The organism is Bradyrhizobium sp. USDA 4452 (genome assembly GCF_054063575.1).
In genome coordinates, this window is the sequence record NZ_JBSSGK010000001.1 from 6,423,831 (window position 1) to 6,445,377 (window position 21,547).

General features: G+C 58.7%; 13 protein-coding genes, 1 pseudogene and 1 riboswitch. Of the genes and pseudogenes, 11 read left to right on the forward strand and 3 right to left on the reverse strand.

Annotated features, from left to right (window positions below):
- Nucleotides 1-815: 815 nt before the first annotated feature.
- Nucleotides 816-1,578 (reverse strand): annotated as a pseudogene (locus tag ACVISU_RS30090) (IS5 family transposase).
- A 376-nt stretch (nt 1,579-1,954) separates the two neighbouring features.
- Between ACVISU_RS30090 and ACVISU_RS30095 the strand changes: the two are divergent.
- On the forward strand, nt 1,955-2,140 hold the full coding sequence (locus tag ACVISU_RS30095) for a hypothetical protein (protein WP_076829490.1): 186 nt from the start codon (nt 1,955-1,957) through the stop codon (nt 2,138-2,140).
- A 674-nt stretch (nt 2,141-2,814) separates the two neighbouring features.
- Here ACVISU_RS30095 and ACVISU_RS30100 read toward each other — a convergent pair.
- Nucleotides 2,815-3,363, reverse strand: a complete 549-nt coding sequence (locus ACVISU_RS30100) for a MarR family winged helix-turn-helix transcriptional regulator (RefSeq protein ID WP_456709358.1) — start codon at nt 3,361-3,363, stop codon at nt 2,815-2,817.
- Nucleotides 3,364-4,042: 679 nt separating this feature from the next.
- Between ACVISU_RS30100 and noeE the strand changes: the two genes are divergently transcribed.
- The 9 genes from noeE to ACVISU_RS30145 all read left to right on the forward strand — a co-directional run bounded on the left by noeE (nt 4,043) and on the right by ACVISU_RS30145 (nt 17,133).
- On the forward strand, nt 4,043-5,302 hold the full coding sequence (gene noeE, locus ACVISU_RS30105; protein WP_456709359.1) for a nodulation protein NoeE: 1,260 nt from the start codon (nt 4,043-4,045) through the stop codon (nt 5,300-5,302).
- A 257-nt stretch (nt 5,303-5,559) separates the two neighbouring features.
- The gene (gene cysD / locus ACVISU_RS30110; RefSeq protein ID WP_456709360.1) at nt 5,560-6,459 is read left to right on the forward strand and encodes a sulfate adenylyltransferase subunit CysD; all 900 of its coding nucleotides are present in this window, start codon (nt 5,560-5,562) and stop codon (nt 6,457-6,459) included.
- Entirely contained in the window at nt 6,459-8,345 is a 1,887-nt protein-coding gene (gene cysN / locus ACVISU_RS30115) for a sulfate adenylyltransferase subunit CysN (protein ID WP_456709361.1), read from the forward strand. Before cysD ends, cysN begins: the two co-directional genes overlap by 1 nt.
- Nucleotides 8,346-8,454: 109 nt before the next feature.
- Nucleotides 8,455-8,652, forward strand: a complete 198-nt coding sequence (locus tag ACVISU_RS30120) for a hypothetical protein (protein WP_456709362.1) — start codon at nt 8,455-8,457, stop codon at nt 8,650-8,652.
- A 191-nt stretch (nt 8,653-8,843) separates the two neighbouring features.
- A riboswitch (cobalamin riboswitch) is annotated at nt 8,844-9,042 on the forward strand.
- A gap of 310 nt (nt 9,043-9,352) precedes the next feature.
- The gene (locus ACVISU_RS30125; protein ID WP_456709363.1) at nt 9,353-10,462 is read left to right on the forward strand and encodes a HoxN/HupN/NixA family nickel/cobalt transporter; all 1,110 of its coding nucleotides are present in this window, start codon (nt 9,353-9,355) and stop codon (nt 10,460-10,462) included.
- Nucleotides 10,463-11,298: 836 nt separating this feature from the next.
- Complete coding sequence (locus tag ACVISU_RS30130) at nt 11,299-12,888, forward strand: FAD-dependent oxidoreductase (RefSeq protein ID WP_456709364.1); 1,590 nt, start codon at nt 11,299-11,301, stop codon at nt 12,886-12,888.
- Nucleotides 12,889-13,270: 382 nt separating this feature from the next.
- On the forward strand, nt 13,271-14,542 hold the full coding sequence (locus ACVISU_RS30135; protein WP_456709365.1) for an MFS transporter: 1,272 nt from the start codon (nt 13,271-13,273) through the stop codon (nt 14,540-14,542).
- Nucleotides 14,529-14,921: a 6-carboxytetrahydropterin synthase QueD gene (gene queD / locus ACVISU_RS30140; RefSeq protein WP_456709366.1), complete on the forward strand. Its 393-nt coding sequence runs from the start codon at nt 14,529-14,531 to the stop codon at nt 14,919-14,921. The genes ACVISU_RS30135 and queD overlap by 14 nt, the downstream gene beginning before the upstream one ends.
- 682 nt (nt 14,922-15,603) lie before the next feature.
- Nucleotides 15,604-17,133: a S10 family peptidase gene (locus ACVISU_RS30145; protein WP_456709367.1), complete on the forward strand. Its 1,530-nt coding sequence runs from the start codon at nt 15,604-15,606 to the stop codon at nt 17,131-17,133.
- Nucleotides 17,134-17,289: 156 nt separating this feature from the next.
- Here ACVISU_RS30145 and ACVISU_RS30150 read toward each other — a convergent pair whose 3' ends face one another.
- Entirely contained in the window at nt 17,290-17,445 is a 156-nt protein-coding gene (locus ACVISU_RS30150; RefSeq protein WP_456709368.1) for a hypothetical protein, read from the reverse strand.
- A gap of 1,665 nt (nt 17,446-19,110) precedes the next feature.
- Here ACVISU_RS30150 and ACVISU_RS30155 point away from each other — a divergent pair.
- Nucleotides 19,111-21,522, forward strand: coding sequence for a 2-aminoethylphosphonate--pyruvate transaminase (locus tag ACVISU_RS30155; RefSeq protein ID WP_456709369.1), 2,412 nt, complete (start codon nt 19,111-19,113; stop codon nt 21,520-21,522).
- Nucleotides 21,523-21,547: the final 25 nt, after the last annotated feature.

The window sequence follows — 21,547 nt, forward strand, 5'->3', positions numbered from 1 at the left end:
TCGCCGATCGAAAATCCGCAATCGGCGTGTTCGCAAAGCATCATAGTGTCTCACGTGAGGAGCTGAGTACGCATACGACGAGACCACCTGAGCGACGCATGAACGCGGGCACGGCGAGCTCCATGAATGGCATTGCGTAAAGGTCAGGCGACCTGCTGATCGGCGGGCTTGTCGGCTCGGCGCAGGAGCTTCCATTGCCAGGGCAGCAATGCGCCATGATCGCAACAAATGCTCGGCAGCACGTCTGGCTACCGAGACACCGCGAGGTCGCATTGTCCGGCAAGCTTGAGGACGGCCTCGCGGCGAGGAAAAAGTCGATCGATAACGCCGGTCAGCTTTGGATCGGTCAGGCTAAGCCATCTTATCGCGCCTTGGCCCAATAAGGCGGCCGCATTTTTCGCGGCGCAATAGCACCGATTGCGAACCATCAGGCGGCGGCTTCGTCTTCCTTTCTCGCCAAATATGCATACATCACATCAAAAGAAAATTGGAGGAAGATCGCGCCATTAAGGCTGAAGCGGTGGCCGCTCATCTTAACGTCATCCGAAGCCCCTCTATGAGAGATCATCGCGGGCGGTCAATCCAGCGTTTGCCGTTCTCGGCCTGCGTCAAGAGAGGTGAAAGCTGCCTGTTCATAAGAACACACTTGTCCCTCCAACCTTGAGCCGAGACCGGACGACGGGTACGAAGAGGAGATTCGATCTGGTGTTCTCGCCAGCGCAAGGAGGCTCTGACAGTCTAGACAGCGCAGCGCGCCAAGCGTAGTAGGGCGACCGTGGTAGAGATTGCTACGATATCTCCTAGGTGGTTGGACACTAGCGCATCCATAGAACAATGGCAGCGAGAGTGACGACGGCCCGGTAATTCCGGGCCGTTTTTTCGAAGCGGGTTGCGACACGTCGGAACTGCTTGAGCTTTGAGAAGCAGCATTCGACGAGATGACGCTGGGCGTAGAGATGCTTGTCGAGTGGGTATTTGAGCGCGCGTGACGGGTTGTTGGGAATGACGGCGAGCGCGCCTTTGGCCGCGATGGCTTGGCGCAAGTGATCGGCGTCATAGGCGGCGTCGGCCATGACGACCTCGGCGGACAAGCCTTCGATCAATGCGGCGGCTTGCGGTGCATCGCCCTCTGACCCGCGGTCAGCGTGAACCGCACCGGACATCCCAAGCCTCGAACGGCCAGATGTATCTTGGTGCTCAGGCCCCCGCGCGAGCGGCCGATCGCCTGATCTTCAGACCCCCTTTTTTGGCGCCGGCAGCGTGCTGATGCACCCGAACGATGGTGGAATCGACGATCAGATATTCGAAGTCCGGATCATCGGACATCGCCTCGAAGATCCGCCACCAAACACCCTTGATGCTCCATCGGCTGAAGCGCCGGAACACGCTGTTCCAATCGCCGAAGACCTCCGGGAGATCGCGCCAGGGAGACCCCGTACGCACGATCCACAGCACTCCTTCAACGAACATTCGGTTGTCGCGCCCGGTCGAACCCTTCTGATCGGGGCGCCCTATAATCAACGGCGCCATCCGCTCCCACGCCGCGTCGCTCAATACCAAACGGTCCATCACACCCAAGGCGGCCTCCCCAAAAGCAGCCTTGAATCTGATTTGCTCCTAAAAGGGAATCCTTAGAGTCCACACCACCTAGTCCTCGAGCGTTGAGCCTCCCCGCCTAATACAAATCACGAACATGCCTGATTCGGAGTTTGTGCAAGCCTACCACACCCTGCTTGCTCACTTCCTTCCAGCAACATGCTAGTCTGCGGGCTTAGCTTCGAATAACCAGGCGAAGCCCCTCAAGACGGCATCTGTACTAAGTTCACAATAGTCGAGCTGCGTTGTTTTCTGAATACATATCATGGCGCGAGTTCCCATGATTGCCTCTTTTTTTACGGTCGTCGCTCCTAAAAAACTATGTTACAAGCCGCACCTCTCAAAAGGAGCATTCACTGTGAAAAAAGCAACCAAGAAACGCGTTAAGCGGCGCGAGTGGACCAAGGCAGATATCAAGGAGCTCAAAGTCCATTCGAAGGCTCGGACTCCCGTCATAAAAATTGCAAAAATGACCAAACGCAGCGTCGGTGCGTTGCGCCAGAAGGCGTTAAATCTCGGAATAGGACTCGGACATCAGCGGTAGCTTACTTAGCAGCGCTGGTAGCCGGCACAAAAGGGCGGTCGCAGGCCGCCCTTTACGGCCGTTGAAATTGTTTTGCAGGGGTTGCCAATTGCTTTGTGGAAAGAGCTTTTCACGCGCTTGGTCTGTCACTCTCGAGGAAAGGGCTCCAGTGCTTCGTGAGCCTTGAGGTTTAAAGGAGTACGGCCGCGAAGGCCCCCGGTATGATCGAGAGCGACGAGACAATCGTACAACCGGTCCTGCTTCGAATGTTTCAAGGTTGGAAATTGTTTCGATGGTCGCTCGTTCCCGTTAAGGGGTCGAGGAATGCGGCGGATCGCCGTCAAGGGCCTCGATTGTTCTCGGAGACGGCGAGAGGGGGCGCTCCAATTAGCAAACCGCATCGCTGCAAGTCTTGACACCCACGCCGCCGCAGTTGAAGCTCATGCTAGGCTAAAGCTTTGGCGTAAGCGGTGGCCGCGGAGTTTGTTGGTGAACTTGAGCTGCCAAGCGATAAGGCGCGCTCAGCAGCAACTGAAAAAGCGCTCTGTTAGCTTGATAGACGGCGGCGGAGCGATTGCGTGCGAAACCCCTCATCACCTGCGCGCCTTCGGCGGTGTGAAGGGACCATAACCACCTTCGACCGCGCCGCCTCACGAAATATTCGAAGGCCGGGAGAGTCGGATGGTTAGCCAGCTTCATTTCTGACGATTGCTCGTTTTGGTCTGGATGCCAGAGCGGGCCTTCTCCAAGCGATGCCTCACTGCGGCCAGCCCGGTAATGAACTCGCTTGATCCGTCAGGGCCGAACTCGTCAAAAGCCTGTATATCCTGCGCTTCCTCTCGAGGCGTCAAACTTGCGAGATGCTTGCGCGTTTTGGCGGTCAGCGACATCTGAACTACTCGCGCATCGGCTGTGGAGGGTTTGCGCCGCAGGAATCCCTTTTTCTCCAGGAGTTTTGAGTGGGTCGTGACGAAAGAAGGATCGACGTGCATCAACCGTGACACCAGGTTGACGGACACACCTTTTTCTTTGCCCAGGTAGTCCACTGCCATCAGGATCATCCACTGTGGCCCAGTGATGCCAAGCATATTGGCACGGAATTTGGCGAGTTCTTCGAGGCAGGCACTGATCGATCTGATCTCCCACATGAACGGCCGGAATATCTCCTGTCCGTCAGTGGAGATACGATAAGGCGCGGTTGCTGGATTAGGTAAATCCGGCGGCATGGTGAGCCAAGGTTCCATCCTTCACAGACTTTTATTAGCGCGGATCACAAATCGGGACAACGCCGCAAGAGCAAGCAACTCAGATACTTGGTACAGTTCGGACGGATTGTGGGACTTGCGATAGCACGGCGGGCAGAGCCGCTACGCGCTCATTGTGTTGACCGCAGACAGTTGCGGCGGATAGCGCGCGCTGAAAGATCTGATCCGCCTGGCATTTCAGATGTCCGCCTGTGTGCTTTCTTGTCCCTCTCGCCGAGCTCTCCGTTCTATTGCCGGACTCTTCCGGCCTATGCCAAGACAGCGAAGTGCATGGTGCATGTCGCATTTATGCTTTCAATGGTCGAGAAAAACGGCAGCACGTCGACTGCACATAGCAACTCCCCATGTGCCGCGCGCAGGTACCTGCTAAGCATTAGAATTCTTTGCAGCCTTTCGAATCCGCAGCCAGTCTTCGCGCAATTGAGCTGGCCCTTGACTTCATCTCGACTGTCGAGCAATCGGGGGCATCGCAGCTGACAAATGCGTCTGCGATCTCGTCCAATCGATCGAACCGAACGGCTATCGAATCATGAGCCGCAAATTCCTGTCGCAGCGATAGCTGGTACGCAAGCAGTCGTCCCTAACTGTTCAGCGCCTGGCTCCTCTTCGAAGTCAAACGAGCGTCGCGGTTCACTTTTTCAAGCATGAGGTCCGAACTATGAGCGATGCTTTTGGCCGTTCGCCCGCGGTCTGCTTTCTTCTCGGACTTCCACGATCGGGGACGACACTCCTCGCGCACCTGCTCCAGCAACATCCAGATATTGTAGCTCCGCCTGAACCCTGGTTGATGCTGGCGCTCGAGGCAATCGGCAAGGTGGATCAGCGCCACCCGGCAGGATCTTTGCTGATTGAGAGCGCAACCTCCGAATTCCTGGGGCGCATCGATCGGACAATTGCCAGCCGCGCTTTTGCCGATGCAGCATATGGTCAGTATCTGGCAACAGCCGGCAAGCGGATCATCATAGACAAAACGCCCCGCTATTGGGCGGCGCTCGAATTCCTTGAACGTGTCTATCCGGAGGCACCACACATCCTTTTGATACGCAATCCTTATGCCATCGCGGCTTCACTGAAATCCACGTGGGGCATCCCGCTTCGAGCCGAAAGCTCCTACTCGGTCAGCGTATCTAGTCTCGCCGATCTCATGCTCCGTCTGCCTGATGCCTTAATATCTTCAATTGCCGATTTGGTTCTGGGCCTTCCGATGCTCGCCGCGCACCGCTCGCGCCCGCGCACACAGCTGGTAAGATATGAGCTGCTCGTGACGCATCCAGACGAAGAGCTTCGGCGCCTGCTAAGTGGGCTCGACTGTGATCCCGCGGCAACCGCAGCGGCCAGCATAGAACAAGTAGATTATCTTCGATCCAGCAGCTTTGGAGATCGAAAAATCCTGGAACGAAATGCGGTCGATCAAAACTCTGTCAAGACATGGCAATCCCAACTAAGCATCGAAGAGATGCAAACTGTGACCGATCTGGTCGGCACCAGGCTTCTGACAGAACTGGGATATGAGGCGGAGCTGCTGCAAGCACAGCAAGCCGGAGTTGTGGATAGGGGGCCTCGGCTAACTGAACTTCATCGACAAATATTCCAAACCTGGCGGAATTTGCGAACTGGCAAGGCGGGAGCATTGTGCGGGTTATCTCAATCCGGGCAAGTCCACCCTGCTCCGCAGGTTCCGGAGAGCTTTCGTTCCAAGTGCGACATGTCCGTGGTCCAGCCGCAGGATCTGTCCGCCGCCAGTATTGCGGAAAATTTGCGGCTGGCCGATTCAATGAGAGCGCAGTTGCAACAGGCACTGTTGGCGTCAGAAGCTGATCGAGCCGCAGGGCTGGATGCTATTCGGACTCGTGATGCGGCGATCGAGCTCTTGCGAGGTGAGGTCGCGCGGCTTGAGCAGATCCTCAAGATGGCTTAGGGTGATCTCGATGCTTGCGATCAAAACACGCTGGCTGATTTAGCCAGGCCCCCCCCCCAACGAACTGATCTACGCCAAAAGCGTGTGAGGCAGGCGCCGGCGGCACCACGGTAGAACGCGACCTGCCCGGGGTGTGTCAGTCGGTCTACTGCCCAACCGGCACTTGATCACTTGGATAGCCAAGCGCACCGGCGAGCTCGCTCCGCACCCGACTTCCTCCTCTGGGCCGGCGCTGCAGAACCGAGAAAAGAACATATATGCTGCCACAACATCTGCGCCGTCTTGAAGCTGAATCGATCGAAATCATGCGTGAGGTGGCCGCCGAGTTCAAAAGGCCGGTCATGCTTTACTCGATCGGAAAAGACTCGAGCGTGCTGCTGCACATAGCGATCAAGGCGTTCTATCCGGCAAAAGTGCCTTTCCCCCTGCTTCACGTCGACACGACTTGGAAGTTCCGCGAGATGATCAGCTTCCGGGACGCGACGGCCAAACGACTCGGCGTCGAGCTGATCGTCCATGTGAATGAGGAGGGCACTGCGCGCGGAATCAATCCGATCGACTCCGGCTCGGCGCTTCATACCCAGGTGATGAAGACCGACGCCCTGAAGCAGGCGCTCGAGCTTTACGGATTTGATGCCGCGCTTGGCGGAGCCAGGCGTGACGAGGAAAAGAGCCGTGCCAAGGAACGGATACTGTCCTTCCGTTCGGCCGGACACGTATGGGACCCCCGCAACCAGCGGCCGGAGCTCTGGAGCCTGTTCAACACACGGATACGCCAGGGCGAAAGCATGCGCGTGTTTGCGATGTCAAACTGGACCGAGCTCGATGTATGGGAATATATCATGCTCGAAAAAATCCAGGTCGTCCCGCTCTACTTCGCAAAGCTAAGACCCACGGTGCGCCGAAATGGCGCGACGATCATGGTCGACGACAGGCGATTGCCGCTCAACTGCGATGAGACGCCGCAAATGCGCATGATCCGCTTTCGCACGCTGGGATGTTATCCCTTGAGCGGGGCCATTGAATCCGATGCGACGACGATCGAAGAGGTCGTCGCAGAAATGCAGACAGCGACGGTGTCCGAGCGTCAGGGGCGCCTGATTGATACCGATGAAGCCGCTTCGATGGAGAAGAAGAAGCGGGAAGGTTACTTCTGATGATTTCCATAGCATTGTCGAAACCTGTCCACCCTGGTGCAAGGGACCAGCTGCGCTTCATAACATGCGGCTCGGTGGACGATGGAAAATCGACCCTGATCGGGCGGTTGTTGCACGACAGCAAGATGATCTACCAAGATCAGCTCACGGCGGTGAAACGCGACAGCGTCAGGCATGGCAGCGCCGAGATCGACTTCGCGCTGCTCGTGGACGGGCTCAAGGCCGAACGGGAGCAGGGTATCACGATCGACGTCGCCTACCGCTTCTTCACGACGCCGCGGCGCTCTTTCATGGTGGCTGACACTCCCGGTCACGAGCAGTACACCCGCAACATGGCAACCGGCGCCTCGAATGCGCAGCTCGCAATCATCCTGATCGATGCCCGCAAGGGCGTGTTGGTTCAGACCCGCCGCCACTCCTTCATTTGTTCGCTGCTTGGCATTCGCCATGTTGTGCTGGCAGTGAACAAGATCGACTTAGTCGCATACAGCAAGGCTGCCTTCGATCGGATCGTCGCCGACTATCTGGCCTTTGCCGCCGGCCTTGGCTTTAGCTCAATTGTCCCGATCCCGATCTCTGCCCGCTACGGTGACAACGTCGTCGACCGGTCCGCCCATACCAAGTGGTATCATGGTCAATGCCTGATGGAGCATTTGGAGAGCGTCGATATCCAGTCCGACACCGCAAGCCAGGCGTTCCGCTTTCCAGTCCAATGGGTGAACCGGCCCGATCCGGATTTTCGCGGCTACGCCGGATCGGTGGCTTCCGGCAGGATCTCGGCAGGCGACGAGATCGTTGTCGCCGCATCCGGACGGACCACCCGCATCAGGCGGATCGTGACCTATGATGGCGACCTTGTCGACGCCGAAGCCGGCGATGCCGTCACCATTACGCTGGAAGACGAGATCGACATTGGCCGTGGCGATCTTCTGACGCGACCAACCGAACGACCCAGCGTCGCCGATCAATTCGCCGCTTATCTGATCTGGATGGACAACGAGTCGCTCGCTCTCGGACGAAATTACATCCTGCGGATTGGCTTGCAGACGGTAACCGGCAGCATTACCGCGATCCGGCATAGGATCGATGTCAACACATGTGAGCACCTGGCTGCCGAGACGCTTTCTCTCAACGAGATCGCGTTCTGCAATATTGCGACTGCACTGCCCACCGCATTCGATCCTTACGACGTCAACCGGAAAACCGGATCATTTATCGTCATTGATCGTTGCACCAATCGCACCGTCGGCGCCGGCATGATTGCGTTTCCGCTGCGGCGGGCCACCAGTGTTTCCTGCCAGGCGCTTTCGGTGGGCAGGAGTGAGCGCGCCGCGCTCAAGGATCAGAAGCCTTGCGTCGTCTGGTTCACCGGTCTGTCTGGCGCGGGAAAGTCGACGATCGCCAACATGGTTGATCAGAAGCTGCTCGCAATGTCGCGGCATGCCATGCTGCTGGATGGTGACGACCTCCGGAACGGATTGAACGCGGACCTGGGCTTCTCGAAGGCTGCGCGGGTGGAAAACATTCGGCGTGCCGGACAGGTTGCCAAGTTGATGCTGGACAGCGGCTTGATCGTGATCTGTTCGTTCATCTCTCCCTACAGGTCCGAACGAGATATGGTTCGCAGTCTGATTGGCAAGGACGAGTTCATCGAAGTCTTTGTCGATACGCCAATCGAGGAATGCGCAAGGCGGGATCCAAAAGGTCTCTACTCAAAGGCAAAAGCCGGTGAGATCAAGAACTTCACGGGCATCGATGCGTCCTACGAAGCGCCGATAACGCCCGAAATTCATCTCAGGACAATGGAGCAGGCGCCAGAGCAAGCAGCGGAAGTCGTCGTCAACGCCGTGATGGAGCGCGCAGTCCTCTGCGACGAGCGGCGATAAACCTGCCGCTTCGTGGTCGCGGATGCTGCTCTCCTGCCTACTGGCCTGCCGAAGGCGACTCGGGTTAGGTGCGAGCATCGATCGGATTCGTCGATGCTAAGGAATTAAGATGGTTGCATCCGCTCGTCGATTGCCCGCTTCCGGTTATGTGCTAGAAGTCGACGGTCAATTGAAAACCGAGTTCGCGACAAGAGACGGCGACTGGGCAGGAGCGCAAGAGCTTAAGAAGCGCCGTCCCATGCTCCAGGTCAAAGTCTATGACGCCATGACGAAGGACAGAGACGAAGTCAGCCTTCCAGTCGCCTAAGTGTCTTCAAGCGTCCTTTTTTCTGCGTGGGGCTAGCGCCGCGCCGAGTTGCTGTGCAGGCAGAGCCGCAGTGTCTTGGAGCCTCGATCTCGTCCGCAACTCCGAGATTGAGAGGCAAAGTTACCTCTTTTTCTTCAGCCACGGCGTCTCACGCTGTTCGCCGGCGACTGCTTGACGCGCCCGTGAGGTCATTTCGCTTTGTCATCGGTAGTGTTCGAAAGGCTCTTCAAGGGGGTTCGGTGGGTTCTGGCAGGACAATGCCGGCGCGGCCCTGCGCAACTGTAAGTGGCGAGACGATGACCCTTTTTTGCCACCGGGATTCGCAATCCCGAGAAGGGGGCAAGAGCGGCGAACCGCAGCCAGCAAACCTGCTAGCAGCCATTGTCATGCGCAATGCGTCGGACGGGGTGCTCTGAGGCACTGGTTGGCTCGTTAGACTTGACTACGGCTCAGATCGAGGTTGCAACGTCAACGCGTCAACGCGTCAACGCGTCAACGCGGCGGCACAATCGCGCGACACGAGCTCACGGCCGGTATGAGCCGCACGAAGCGGTCCAGCACGTCAGCCCAGCAGAGCGGCACGAAACCTGCACCGCGAAGGAGGCGCCAGCCATGAAAAGTAGGAAATGCCACTCAACTCCACTGCCGTTGCGACCAGCGCAATTGTCCACCTCGTGCTGCGAATGGTCATGATCATCGTATGCTGTATCCGTCGGTTCGTCTTCAGTCTGACCGGACCGGACCGGCTTTGATCATGTTCTCATATCTAAAGCTTGCCTTAGACGACGGATCGGCGGCCTCGCGTAGTCGAATCATCTCGCTCTATGCCTTCTTGTTGGCCATCAATTGCTTGGCCTGGACCTGGGCCATGGTAGCGCTGTCCGACAGGCCGACGCTGCTGGCAACAGGCTTGCTGGCCTATGTGCTCGGCCTTCGGCACGCCGTCGATGCCGATCATATCGCGACCATCGACAATGTCGTTCGCAAGCTGATGCAGGATGGCAGGCACCCTCTCGCGGTCGGACTTTTCTTCGCCTTTGGCCATTCCTTGTCGGTTGCAGTGGCGGTCGCCGCGATCGCAGCTGCGGCACTCGCCCTGCAAAGCGGTTTCCAGGAGTTCCGGGCGGTTGGCAGCATCATCGGTACCGGTGCATCAGCCTTCTTCTTGTTGACGATTGCCGCCATCAACCTTGTGATCCTACGCGATGTCTGGCGAAGCTTTCAGCGTGCGCGGCGTGGCGAACGAATTGGAGAGCATGAGTTCGATCTGCTTCTGTCCGGTCGTGGCTTGCTGTCCCGGCTCTTGCGCCCACTGTTTCGCATGGTGACGGCGAGCTGGCAGATGTTCGCGATCGGTCTGTTGTTCGGCCTCGGATTCGATACCGCGACGGAAATCAGCCTTTTCACCGTCGCAGCCGGGCAAGCTTCAGGAGGGCTGGACTTCACTACGGTGATGATATTTCCGGCTCTCTTCGCCGCCGGCATGATGCTCGTCGATACGACCGACAGCGTCTTGATGGTCGGTGCTTATGGCTGGGCTTTCCTCAATCCGATCCGCAAGATCTGGTACAATCTGACGATTACGGCGATCTCAGTCGTCGTGGCGCTGCTGATCGGCGGCATCGAGGCACTCGGCCTGCTCGCCAACAAATTAGCGCTTGAAGGCACCTTCTGGAGCGCGGTGGACGATCTCAACGGCAGCTTGGCCAATTTCGGCTATCTCGTCGTCGGCGTCTTCCTGGTCAGTTGGGCGCTGTCATTTGCGATCTATCGCTGGCAAGGACTCGAAAAGCCGCTCAAGCCGGGGTGAACTCATACAACCAATCATCGCACGTCTTCGGCGTCATTAGCTACGAGCGTCTGACATCGAACAATGTCGGGTTCCATACCACCAGCGCAAAAGCGACTTCGAAATAGCCGATCGCAGGCGTTCAAAACTGCGAATAGTTTACGCTCTGGCCAGGCGCGGTTAGTCCCGGCGCTCCACTGGTTAGCTGTATCAGCATCGCTGGCGGAGTGGCTTGGTTGTGCGACTAGAACCAGAAACCTCCGATATCGAGCTCGAAAGTCGCCAATGAAAGAGCGGCAACATCTCTGAGGAGATCAGTCATCGTCTGGCCTACCGCACATCTGGGCTAGTCGGCTTCTCCGCCTATCGATGTCGTAAAACGTTGGCATCGCTCTTGCTGGTGCACAACAAACTCAGTCGAATGTTTAAGAAGTCGCTCGAGGGGATCGTGCCGCGTAATCAACTGCTTCGTTTTCCGTCGAACGGCTATACATGTCCGGCAAGCGCCTCGATAAACGAAACGTCCGCATCTTCGACGCGTCGAGATATGATCGACGGCTCGCTAATCGTCGCCAGAGGTGACCGGACGTTGGTTCATCAACTCAGGTGTACTGACCAGCTCCTGCGACCGCGGATCGGCCTGCCTACCTCAAGACTGCGGATAGATAGCTATGATTGTTTTATCGACGGCGATCAACGCGGCACACGACCAATGTCGGAATGAGATAATCGAAGACGATCTCGCAGGCACACCGCGGTGGCGCCACCAGTCTGCACTGCAGCGTGCGCACTTTCTTGAAACTGATCGCACGAGGCGTTCGCCTTCGTCATCGAAATCAACGGCTGGGTGAACGCAGGTGCAGAATGAATCGGTGATCAGGCGGCGGGATCTGCTGGCGCTGATCGGCACCATCGCCGGCAGTTCGGCGATGTATCACGCAATGACGAGCCTCGGCTTTGCATCCGAGTCCGCCTACAAGGGACCGCTCAGGCTGGCGGGCGATGTCAAGGGCGCTTCGGTGTTGGTTCTCGGCGCTGGTCTTGCCGGCATGACGGCGGCGCTGGAACTGCGCAAGGCCGGCTACAAGGTCCAGATCCTCGAATTCAACAGCCGTGCCGGCGGTCGCAACTGGTCGATCCGTGGCGGGGACAGCTTTGTCGAGCTCGGCGGTTTTAAGCAGGCCTGCCAGTTCGAGCCGGGGCTCTACCTCAATCCCGGCCCGTGGCGAATTCCCTGTCACCACCGGGCGCTGCTCGATTATTGCCGCAGGCTCAATGTGTCGCTGGAACCTTTCATCCAGCTCAATCATAATGCCTATCTGCACGCGACGCGCGCCTTCGAAGGCAAGCCGCAACGCTTTCGCAGCATCAAGGCGGATTTCCAGGGCGGCGTGGCCGAGCTGCTCGCGAAGGTCAGCCAGCGGGGCAGGCTCGAGGAGTTCGTCAGCAAGGAAGACCAGGAGATCCTGCTGCAAGCGCTGCGCGACTGGGGCGCGCTGGATCGCGATTGCAAGTACAACGCCAATCTCGTCGCCGCCGAATTCCGCGGTTATGCCCACGATCCGGGCGGTGGCTTGATGAGAGATCCGCTGCCCAGCAACCCGATCTCGCTGCAGGAGCTGTTGCGGTCGCGGATGTGGCGCTATGTGCGGAGCTACGCGCGCTACGACTTCCAGACCACCATGTTCCAGCCGGTCGGCGGCATGGACATGATCGGCAAGGCGTTCGCGCGCGAGGTTGGCGATCTCATCCGCTATAACGCCAAGGTCACGCAGATCCAGCAGAACGGCTCCGGCGTCACCGTGAGCTATGTCGACACCGCCAACCCGTCCGCCGTGCAGCAGGCGACCGCCGGCTGGTGCATCTGTACCATTCCGCTGTCGATTCTGAGCCAGCTGCCGATCGATGTCGGCGGGCCGATGAAAAATGCGATCGATTCCTTGCCCTACCTAGCCTCGGTGAAGGTCGGGCTACAGTTCAAACGCCGCTTCTGGGAGGAGGACGACGCGATCTATGGCGGCATCAGCTACACTGACCTGCCGATCCAGCAGATCGCGTATCCGAACTATGGCTTCAACCGCGGCGGCCGCGGCATCCTGCTCGGTGCCTACATGTATGGCGGCGCCAATTCGTTCGAGTTCACCGCCATGACGCCGGCCGAGCGGGTCGCCAGCGCGGTCGAGTTCGGGGCCGCGATCCATCCGCAATACAAAAGCGAATTCGAGAACGGCGTCGCGGTGGCCTGGCATCGCGTGCCGTTCACGCTCGGCTGCGCCGGCCAGTGGACCGAGGCCGCCCGCGCGCAGAACTACCGCAATCTGTGCCAGATCGACGGCCGCATCGCGCTGGCGGGCGAGCACGCCTCGCAGCTGCCATGGCAGGAGGGCGCGATCCTGTCGGCGCTCGACGCCACTACCCGATTGCACGAACGCGTGGTGAAGACCTGATGCAGGAACAGGTGTCATCCCTGCGCTGGCGCTGCTGCCGGCAAGCGCGACCGTTGGAGAGGACAGCGCTACCGGCAAGCGCACCTTTTTCCTCGGACTGTGGACCTTCAACCAGCGACCAAGCTGTCGACCTCCCTGCGGAGCTGGAGACGCGCTGGGTCGACGATGGTTACGACCGGCGTACGCCAGGGAGCCTTGCTTGCCAATGTGACGTCGATAGCGCCGTCTACTGGGAAGGCAACTGGGCTCAACAAGATGAAGGCCAGGCGCGGTGTGCATTGAATTGAGTATGGCCCGATCCGAACGGATAACGGCCCGCCGCTGTCTTTTCAAACAGTGCTCTTAAGGCATGCGCGAAATCGATTTCGGGAGAAGTAAGCGGATGGGAAATCGTTACCTGCCATATATTGGGATGGTTGCGTTGGCTAGTCAGCAGTATCTGGCGATCGCGTTCATCTATTCGGCCATTCCCGTGATCCTTCGGGGCAACGGTGCTAGCTTGGAACTAGTCGGCCTATATGGCACTGCTTTCTTTGCATTCACCGTTAACTTCCTTTGGGCCCCGGTGGTGGATCGATGGAGCCTCAATCGTCTCGGGCTGAGACGTTCGTGGATACTGTTGACCCAAGTTGCCAGTACCATCGTGCTGGCAGCGATGGCATTCTTGAATCCAAAAACCGATTTTGTCTCGCTTTTTCTTGTTTCCCTGGTACTTGCGACCATTGCTGCCACGCAGCGGATCGCAACTTTGGGCTATATAGCTGAAGCTCTCGATTCCAGCGAACGGCCCCTCGGGGCCGCGCTGCTGGGTTGGGGCCGGGCCATCGGCCATGTGATCGGTGGCGCCGTCTGCCTCCAATTGATCGAGATGGTCGGATGGCGTCCAGCTTTGTTGGGTTTGGCGCTGCTGCTAGCCGTCTTCGCTGGTTGGGTGTTCGCTATTTCTGAACCGCTCCAACGCCGCGACCGATGGAGCTCGACGCAACGCCCCTCGATCTCCGCGATCTTTCGCTACCATGGCCTGTGGACGACGGCCGCATTGATCGCGCCGGCGGTTATCGGGATCGCTGTGGCGTTCGCGACGGTTCAGTTGCGGCTTGTTGACCTGGGCTTCGCCGCAGCAGACATTGGATGGATCGGAGCGCTTTCGAACGTATTGACGTATACGCTGGTAGCGCCGTTGACCAGCGCAATCATCGGCCGAATGGCACCGCAGCGAGGCTTGATCTGGGGCTGCGCAGTCATGGCCATAAGTTTCGGCGTGCTCGCGACGGTTGATCGCTACGTCAACGTTCGCCTGAGCGCCGTTGTGAGCGTCGGCATCGTGTTCGCGGCCCTCGCTGTTCAGCATGTTACATTCACGAACTGGTTTCTCGGGCTCGCCCGGCCAGGCAAGGCGGGGACAGATGTCACGTTTCTGACTTCGGTCATGTCGGCGTCAGCGTTGGTGGGCTTCGCAGCGAGTGGGTTTGCCGTGGCGAGGTTAGGTTATGCTGTCACGCTGATACTGCCGGGCCTTGGCTCTGCTCTCTCCGCCTTGCTCGGCCTGGCATTGCTCCGTCAATCTGATAAAGAAGGGCCGGCGAGGGTTAGTAGGCCCCTTGCTGCAGAGCAAGTTGTCGGCGCGAGGGACTTACGCAATGAACGACGATGATGCAGTGCTCACGCTGATTGGCCGTACCTATAGTTTTGAGTCAGCTCATCGCCTTCCCCATCTCCCCGATGGCCACAAATGCAAGAACCTACACGGCCACAACTACCGTATGGAAGTGGTGATGCGCGGAGGAGTGGATGCGAGGGGCTTTGTGAAAGATTTCGCTGAGATGGATGCCGAACTGGAGCCGCTGCTGAAGCTCGTCGATCACCGACTGCTCAACGATGTCGATGGACTGGAGAATCCAACCGCCGAGATAATCGCTCGTTGGTTCTTTGATCGCATTCCCAATTGCGCGAGTGTGCGGATTTATGAGACTGCCGATTGTTGGGCGGAGGTTGCGATTTATGGCGGCAGTCCAACACGGGCGCCGAGGTAGTCGAGGGTGGTGAAACGCCAATGCAACTGCGCTATGGGGTGCCGGGCAATGTGGCCGGTGCTCGGCGGCGTCCGCATCTGCCCAGGTATGCAACTCGACCGATATCCATCAGCCGTGCCGCTCATCGCCATTGGCCTGGCACAGTGAAAGAGTTGCCGCGCCGTAGTTATCGGGCCGCTCATCGGGTCGAGATGCAGTAGTCCAAGGTCGCTACAGACTTGTCTGGCATCGTCGCCGTTCGCGACAGTTGCCCTGACGGCCGTGACGCGGCGCTGACATTCTACTCGTAAATCAGCAAGCTGATCGGCATCCAACGGCCGGATGCTGCGATTGCTCTTAGCACGCAGATCTGCAATCCGCTTCACTGATGTAGCGTGGCTCTCTAACCACTCGCGAAGCCTTGCCCTTGCCTATGGTCGATCTCGACTTGCCTGACAGCCACGGCCTCGTCTTGTGCGCAAAGTCCACACGCACGACATGCGCGCCCTCTTGAGGCGCTTTGCTGAAACCGTGACGGGCACTTCTTGGAAGTGTGTGGAATGACGGGCTTTACGTCTCGGGCGAGGGTGACGACTACTTGATCTGGTAGCTTTGTTGTTCAGCCGCATGAGCTAGTCGTTAGGGCCGTTTTGACAGACACGCCTCGCGCACCAAGGGGGCGCACCGGGGCAGGAGAAACGCGATGAAATTGACCGCTCCGGGTCTCACCTCTCTTGCACTGATCCTGTTCGCCTGCGGGGCAACGGAGAGCGCTCGGGCCAACAATCCTTCCCCCGCCCAGGTCACGATACCGGCCGGCCAGAAGGGTGGCGGCGGTCAAACCCCGAGTATGTCGTCGCTGACCGAGCAGCATCGCCTGCCGCCGGACTCCAGCAGCAGGCACACGCTTGAGCTGCCCGGGCGGACGCTTTCTTTCGTCGCGACCGCCGGCTCCATCCGCCTGTTTGACGATAAGGGTGAGCCGCAGGCCGATATCGTCTATACTTCCTATCAGCTTGAAGGCACTGATCTCGGCACGCGCCCGGTTACATTCCTCTTCAACGGCGGACCAGGCTCATCATCGGCGTGGCTGCAGCTTGGCAATGCCGGACCGTGGCGGCTGCCGATCAATGCTGACGAGGTCACGCCATCGACATTTCCCGAGGTGAGGCCAAACGCGGAAACGTGGCTCGATTTCACCGATCTGGTGTTTCTCGATCCTGTAAGCACCGGCTATAGCCGTTTCGTGGCGGCCGGCGATGACGCGCGCAAATGGCTCTATTCCGTTGAGGGCGACGTCAACGCGCTCGCGCTGGTGATCCGCCGCTGGCTCGAAAAGCATGACCGGCTGTTGTCGCCGAAGTACATCGCGGGTGAAAGCTATGGCGGCATTCGTGGGCCGAAGGTCGTCGACCAGTTGCAGACGCGGCAGGGGATAGGCGTCAGGGGCCTGATCATGGTCTCGCCAGTGTTCGACTACAGCGCCGGCAGGAGCGTGCTGCAGTACGTCGCCACGCTGCCGAGCTATGTCGCGACCCTGCGTGAAGCCGAAGGTTCGGTAAACCGAACAGATCTCGCCCACGTGGAAGCCTATGCGCGCGGCGAGTTTCTGGTTGATCTCATCAAAGGCCAGGCCGACAAGGAAGCAACCACGCGTCTGGCCGACAAGGTCGCGGTGCTGACCGGCATCGACCAAGCGGTGAGCCGCCGGCTCGCCGGCCGTTTCGAAGTCGCCGAGTTCCGCCGTGAGTTCGATCGCAAGAATGGCAAGTTAATCGGCAGGTTTGACGCCTCGGTGCGTGGCCTCGATCCATATCCGGAGTCGAATTTCCAGCTTTCAGGCGATCCCTCAAGCGATACGCTGGTGGCGCCTCTGACCAGCGCCACTGTCGATCTCCTTACGCGCAAGCTTGGCTGGCGGCCGGAGGGCTCCTACGAATTGGCCAATCGCAAGGTCAGGGAGGCCTGGGATTTCGGCCGTAGCCCTCCGGAGTCAGTTTCGGAGCTGCGCAAGATCTTGGCGACGGACCGGAATATGAAATTGCTGGTCGCGCACGGGCTGTTTGACCTGGCCACGCCATATTTCGGATCACAGATCGTGCTCGATCAACTGCCGCCATTTGCCTCCACACCGCGCGTCAAACTTGTCGTTTTTCCGGGGGGCCACATGTTCTATTCACGAGACGCGTCGCGCCACGCTCTTCGAGCAGAGGTCGAAGCGCTGATGAAGTGAGGCCGACACCAGACCTCGTCACGAGCAAGCCCGCGTTCGCACAAACATAATGTCGCTGATGCTGTGGGACAGAGCTCAAGGGACCAGTCTTGGATTGCGTCGTCCGGCCGCTAGACGACGCAGTCCCAAAATGGCTGCGAACAAAACCCGGCTTGATCAGCCAAGCAGCAAGCTGGCGGATGGCATCTGATGCGCGCTCTCACGCCGGGCGGCGCGGGCGTGACACGCTTCGCCGAAGATGGCCGAATCGAGCTCGACGATAACGCTGCCGCGCGCGATCCGCCCGATCGCATTCACGGAAGAGCGCATCATTCGTAGATCCTGACGGCGACGCTAAACACCGCGCTGTCATCGTCTCCTCGGCCAAAACCTGTAAGTGCTGAATTATACCGACGGCGGACCTACCGCGCCGATGGTATCACCAAGGTCGTCAACGATGATCCGAACCACTTCTCGACAGTGTTGTTGCCACAGGCCCAGCGAATTTTGTTCGGCCTCAAGGCTCGCGAACCGCTTTCCCTGTGAGACGCGCTTTTCGGAATTGGTAGAGCCAAGCGCTTCCTGGAGAGCCGAAATGAATTTGAGCCCTTCCCTTGCGGCACACTTCCGTGAAGTGATCGTTAGGGGCTGGCTCATGAAGCAAGCTTTTATTCGCCGCAAGTACCAGGCGAGCTTCGATTCGTCCTTTCGATTCCCCAGAACCGGCATGCATTTTATGTGGCTCCTACGGGCCATGAGTTGATCTTCTCAGCGCGTCTGTTGCCGAAACTCTCCACTTTTACAGCACTTCGGAAAGAAGGCGCGGGTGTTTGGAGGAGCCACCCGCGTCAAGTTTGCTTCGCCAGCTTGGCCGCCTTGGGGGGCGTGAAGATAAACAGCCAAGCCGATAGGGTTCGCAGCAATTCATGTGCCAAGTGGGTCACGTGCAAGAGTAGCAAACAGACAGTACTCGACAGAGCGTAGTGACCAGGCAGACAGGACGGAAAATCGTGCGGTCGGCTGCTGACAGACCGCGCATGACTTGCGATCCAAACGTGCGAGACTCAGGAGGTTTAATCAACAAGCGATTTCCTCAGCAACCCGCGTTCTAGACCATCATCGTTCTGTCAGAAAACCTGCCTTCGAACCCGCGCAAGCTGCTTACTCATCGCTATCCGGCCATGCGCTCATCGTCTCGTTCCAAAGTCTGCTTTCCGGACGCTCCATCGAACGCAAACAGACGCCGTGTATCTGTTTGCCGATGTGACAAAGCGCCGCGCACGCAAGGCGGGCGGAGCATGTCAACTGACCTGTCCGTGGCCATCGAGCTCGGGTGAATTCCAGCAGCGTCATTGAACTCCAGGCTACTACCGGGCTCGTCCGAGAATCTCCGCACCCGTCGTCTTGTCTCCCGAAGGTGGAGGCGTACGTCAGGAAAAATTCACACGAGAAAATTCCAGAGAGGGTTGAAACGCACCTAACGTCAAGTTGTACGATCTGAAAAATGGACGGCGAGGGTCGTCAGCGTACAAAAACCTCCAACGAGCGACAGTGTGCGAATGTCTCAAGTCTTAGGCTCACGCAGGAAGCGGCAATCACCAAAGGCGCCATGCCGGGATCGGGGCCGGTCGCCACCGTCCGACGCGCGCTGCTAGTGCGATTTCAACATTGCCGGAGTGGCACACGACGCACGTAAGCCGGTCAGCTGGACTGCCGATGCGCGGGGACGAGCCGGCACGCGCGCTCAAATCTTCGGTGTGCGATCAGAGTGAGCCGTCGCGCCGAATGGGTTCGAGGAGCGGTCAGAGATCTGAATGACATCGCTCGAGGCTCTATCGCGCAGGGCTCCAGGCTGTTGAACGGCGCTCGTCGTCTCTTTGCTAGGGCGGTTTTGCTTCAGGTCATCGATGAATACAACTAAGGGGGAATAGTGTGACAAGACAGCGCTCTTTGCTGACGCCTGGTCCATTGTCGTTATCGCTGGACGTCAGGAGCCAAATGCAGCTCGACCTTGCATCGCGCGATTGCGAGTTCAAGGAAGTAACCGCCCGCATGAGGCGGCTGATGCTCCATTTGCTGGCAAATGCCGATGACTATTCGGTGGTCCCGATTCAGGGCGGCGGCTCTTTTGCGATGGAAGCCGCTCTGTCTACATTCGTGTCTTCAGCCCACAAGCCGCTCGTTTGCGTAAATGGCATCTATGGCGAGCGCATATACAAGATGCTGCGGCTATGGGGTGTCGAAGCGGTGACGCTTGCCAAGCGCGCGACCGACCCTTTGGACCCTCAGGAAATCGGCGAGCATCTGAGCCGAAATCCCGGCGTTACGCACCTGTGTTTCGTGCATTGCGAGACCACGACCGGCATCGTCAATCCGCTGGATGCGATCGTGGAGGAGGCGAGGCGGCGGGGCGTGAAGACGATCGTCGACGGGATGAGTTCTTTTGGCGGCATCGATATTGACCTGAGCAAGGGGGGGCCTGACGTCCTGGTCACGTCGAGCAACAAGTGCATAGAGGGGCCTCCGGGAGTAGCGTTTGTGATCGCCGCTCGCGAACTGTTGGAGAAAGCGGTTCAAGAGCCGAGGTCATTTGTGCTCGACGTGAGAGATCAATGGCTCTCGCTAGAGCGCACAGGTGAATGGCGTTCGACACCTCCCACCCATATCGTTCAGGCAACGACCAGGGCACTGGAAATCTTGGAGGAAGAGGGCATTCCTGCCCGCTGCCGCAGGTATGAGAAGGTCAGGGACGATCTCATCAAGGAGCTCGAGGGATTGGTCTCCCCGCTGCTAGCCCCGAACGTGCAGTCACCGGTCTGTGTTGCGTTCGTTGCGCCGTCGGGGATGGCGGATCAGGCAGCATTCGATGGGCTGTATCGCCACCTGGCGAGCCACAACCTTTACATCTACTCCAAGCTGCACGGTGCGACGCGGAGTTTTCGGGTCGGTTGCATCGGGGAAATTCAATCCAGTTGGATCCAGCAGTTGGGTTGCGCCTTCCGGACATACTTCCGCCCTGGTCAGGGTGCGGCAGCGCGACCAATATCCGCTCAGGAGACATCCCAGGCGCTCGCCAAGGTGCCGCCTCGCGTGACAGCGGGCGCGCAAGTGCCGTGGTCCCCCGAGACTGCCGTTCTGCACGCGGGTTACCGACGCGACCCGGTGACGAAAGCTGTGGCCGTGCCGATATATCAGAACACGGCCTATGAACTCGATGGCGATCTGAACCACATTGCCGATGTCTACAACGTGAAGGCTGATGGCTTCACCTATACAAGGATCATCAATCCGACGACCCGCGCGCTCGAAAGAAGGTATGCGGCGGTCGATACGGGAAGGGACTCGCTCGCCGTCGCATCAGGGCAAGCGGCAACCTTTCTTGCCATCGTCAACCTGGCAAGCGGGCAAGTCGGGGATAATGTCGTCGCCTCGCCCTATCTGTATGGCAATACCTGGAACCTGCTCCATAACACGCTAAAGCGTCTTGGCATCAGCGTCAGGACGGCGGATCCTCGAAGGCCTGAGACCTTCGAACGTGCCATCGATGATCGCACGATATGCCTGTTCGGAGAGGTGATTTCGAACCCCTGTCTGATTCCGCTACCGGTCAAGCAGTTGGCGGAGATCGGTCGGAAGTACGGCGTTCCCCTGGTGGTGGATAATACCACGACGCCATTGGTATGCCGGCCGTCAGATCTCGGTGCTGCGATCACGACGTACTCCGCCACGAAATACATATGCGGCCATGGCACCACGCTGGGCGGGCTGATCGTCGACAACGGCAAGTTCAGCTACCGCGGAGCCTCCCGCTTTCCGTTGTTCAACGGTCCTGACGAGGCGCATGGCGGGATCATCTGGCGCAGCGCACTGCAGGATGTCGACGATCTTGGAAAAAGCGAGTTTCTGCTGAAGGCTCGCATGACTTGGCTGCGCGATACGGGGGCTGCGATCGCTCCGTTTGCGAGCTTCCAACTGATCCAGGGGCTTGAGACGCTGCCGCTCCGCATGAAGCAGCACTGCGCCAACGCCAGGGTCGTCGCAGACGCTCTCAAGAAGCATCCAAAGGTGCGCCGTGTCTTCTATCCGGGGCTTTTCGAAGGCGCCGATCGGGAAACCGTCGACCAGACGCTCAACCCGGCATATGGGCACGGCGCAATGGTCATGTTCGAGGTGGAGGACGAGCTGGCCGGACGCAAGTTCATCCAGAACGTCGACTTGATGTATCACGTTTCGAATGTGGGGGATGCCCGCACCCTGGTGACGCATCCCGTCTCCACGACACACACAACCGTTCCACGGGAGAAGCGCGAGGCCGCGGGCATATTTGGCGGTTCGATCCGGCTTTGCGTCGGCATCGAGGACGTCGACGATATTGTCCGCGATCTGCACAAGGCGCTCTCCGCAATCTGACAACCTAGAAGGTGATCAGGAAGGG

Coding starts and splice junctions, on each gene's coding strand:
- ACVISU_RS30145 (WP_456709367.1), top strand. CDS start 15,604: ATGAAATTGACCGCTCCGGGTCTCACCTCTCTTGCACTGATCCTGTTC.
- ACVISU_RS30125 (WP_456709363.1), top strand. CDS start 9,353: ATGCTGTATCCGTCGGTTCGTCTTCAGTCTGACCGGACCGGACCGGCT.
- ACVISU_RS30150 (WP_456709368.1), bottom strand. CDS start 17,445: ATGATGCGCTCTTCCGTGAATGCGATCGGGCGGATCGCGCGCGGCAGC.
- noeE (WP_456709359.1), top strand. CDS start 4,043: ATGAGCGATGCTTTTGGCCGTTCGCCCGCGGTCTGCTTTCTTCTCGGA.
- ACVISU_RS30135 (WP_456709365.1), top strand. CDS start 13,271: ATGGGAAATCGTTACCTGCCATATATTGGGATGGTTGCGTTGGCTAGT.
- queD (WP_456709366.1), top strand. CDS start 14,529: ATGAACGACGATGATGCAGTGCTCACGCTGATTGGCCGTACCTATAGT.
- cysN (WP_456709361.1), top strand. CDS start 6,459: ATGATTTCCATAGCATTGTCGAAACCTGTCCACCCTGGTGCAAGGGAC.
- ACVISU_RS30120 (WP_456709362.1), top strand. CDS start 8,455: ATGGTTGCATCCGCTCGTCGATTGCCCGCTTCCGGTTATGTGCTAGAA.
- ACVISU_RS30155 (WP_456709369.1), top strand. CDS start 19,111: ATGCAGCTCGACCTTGCATCGCGCGATTGCGAGTTCAAGGAAGTAACC.
- cysD (WP_456709360.1), top strand. CDS start 5,560: ATGCTGCCACAACATCTGCGCCGTCTTGAAGCTGAATCGATCGAAATC.
- ACVISU_RS30100 (WP_456709358.1), bottom strand. CDS start 3,363: ATGGAACCTTGGCTCACCATGCCGCCGGATTTACCTAATCCAGCAACC.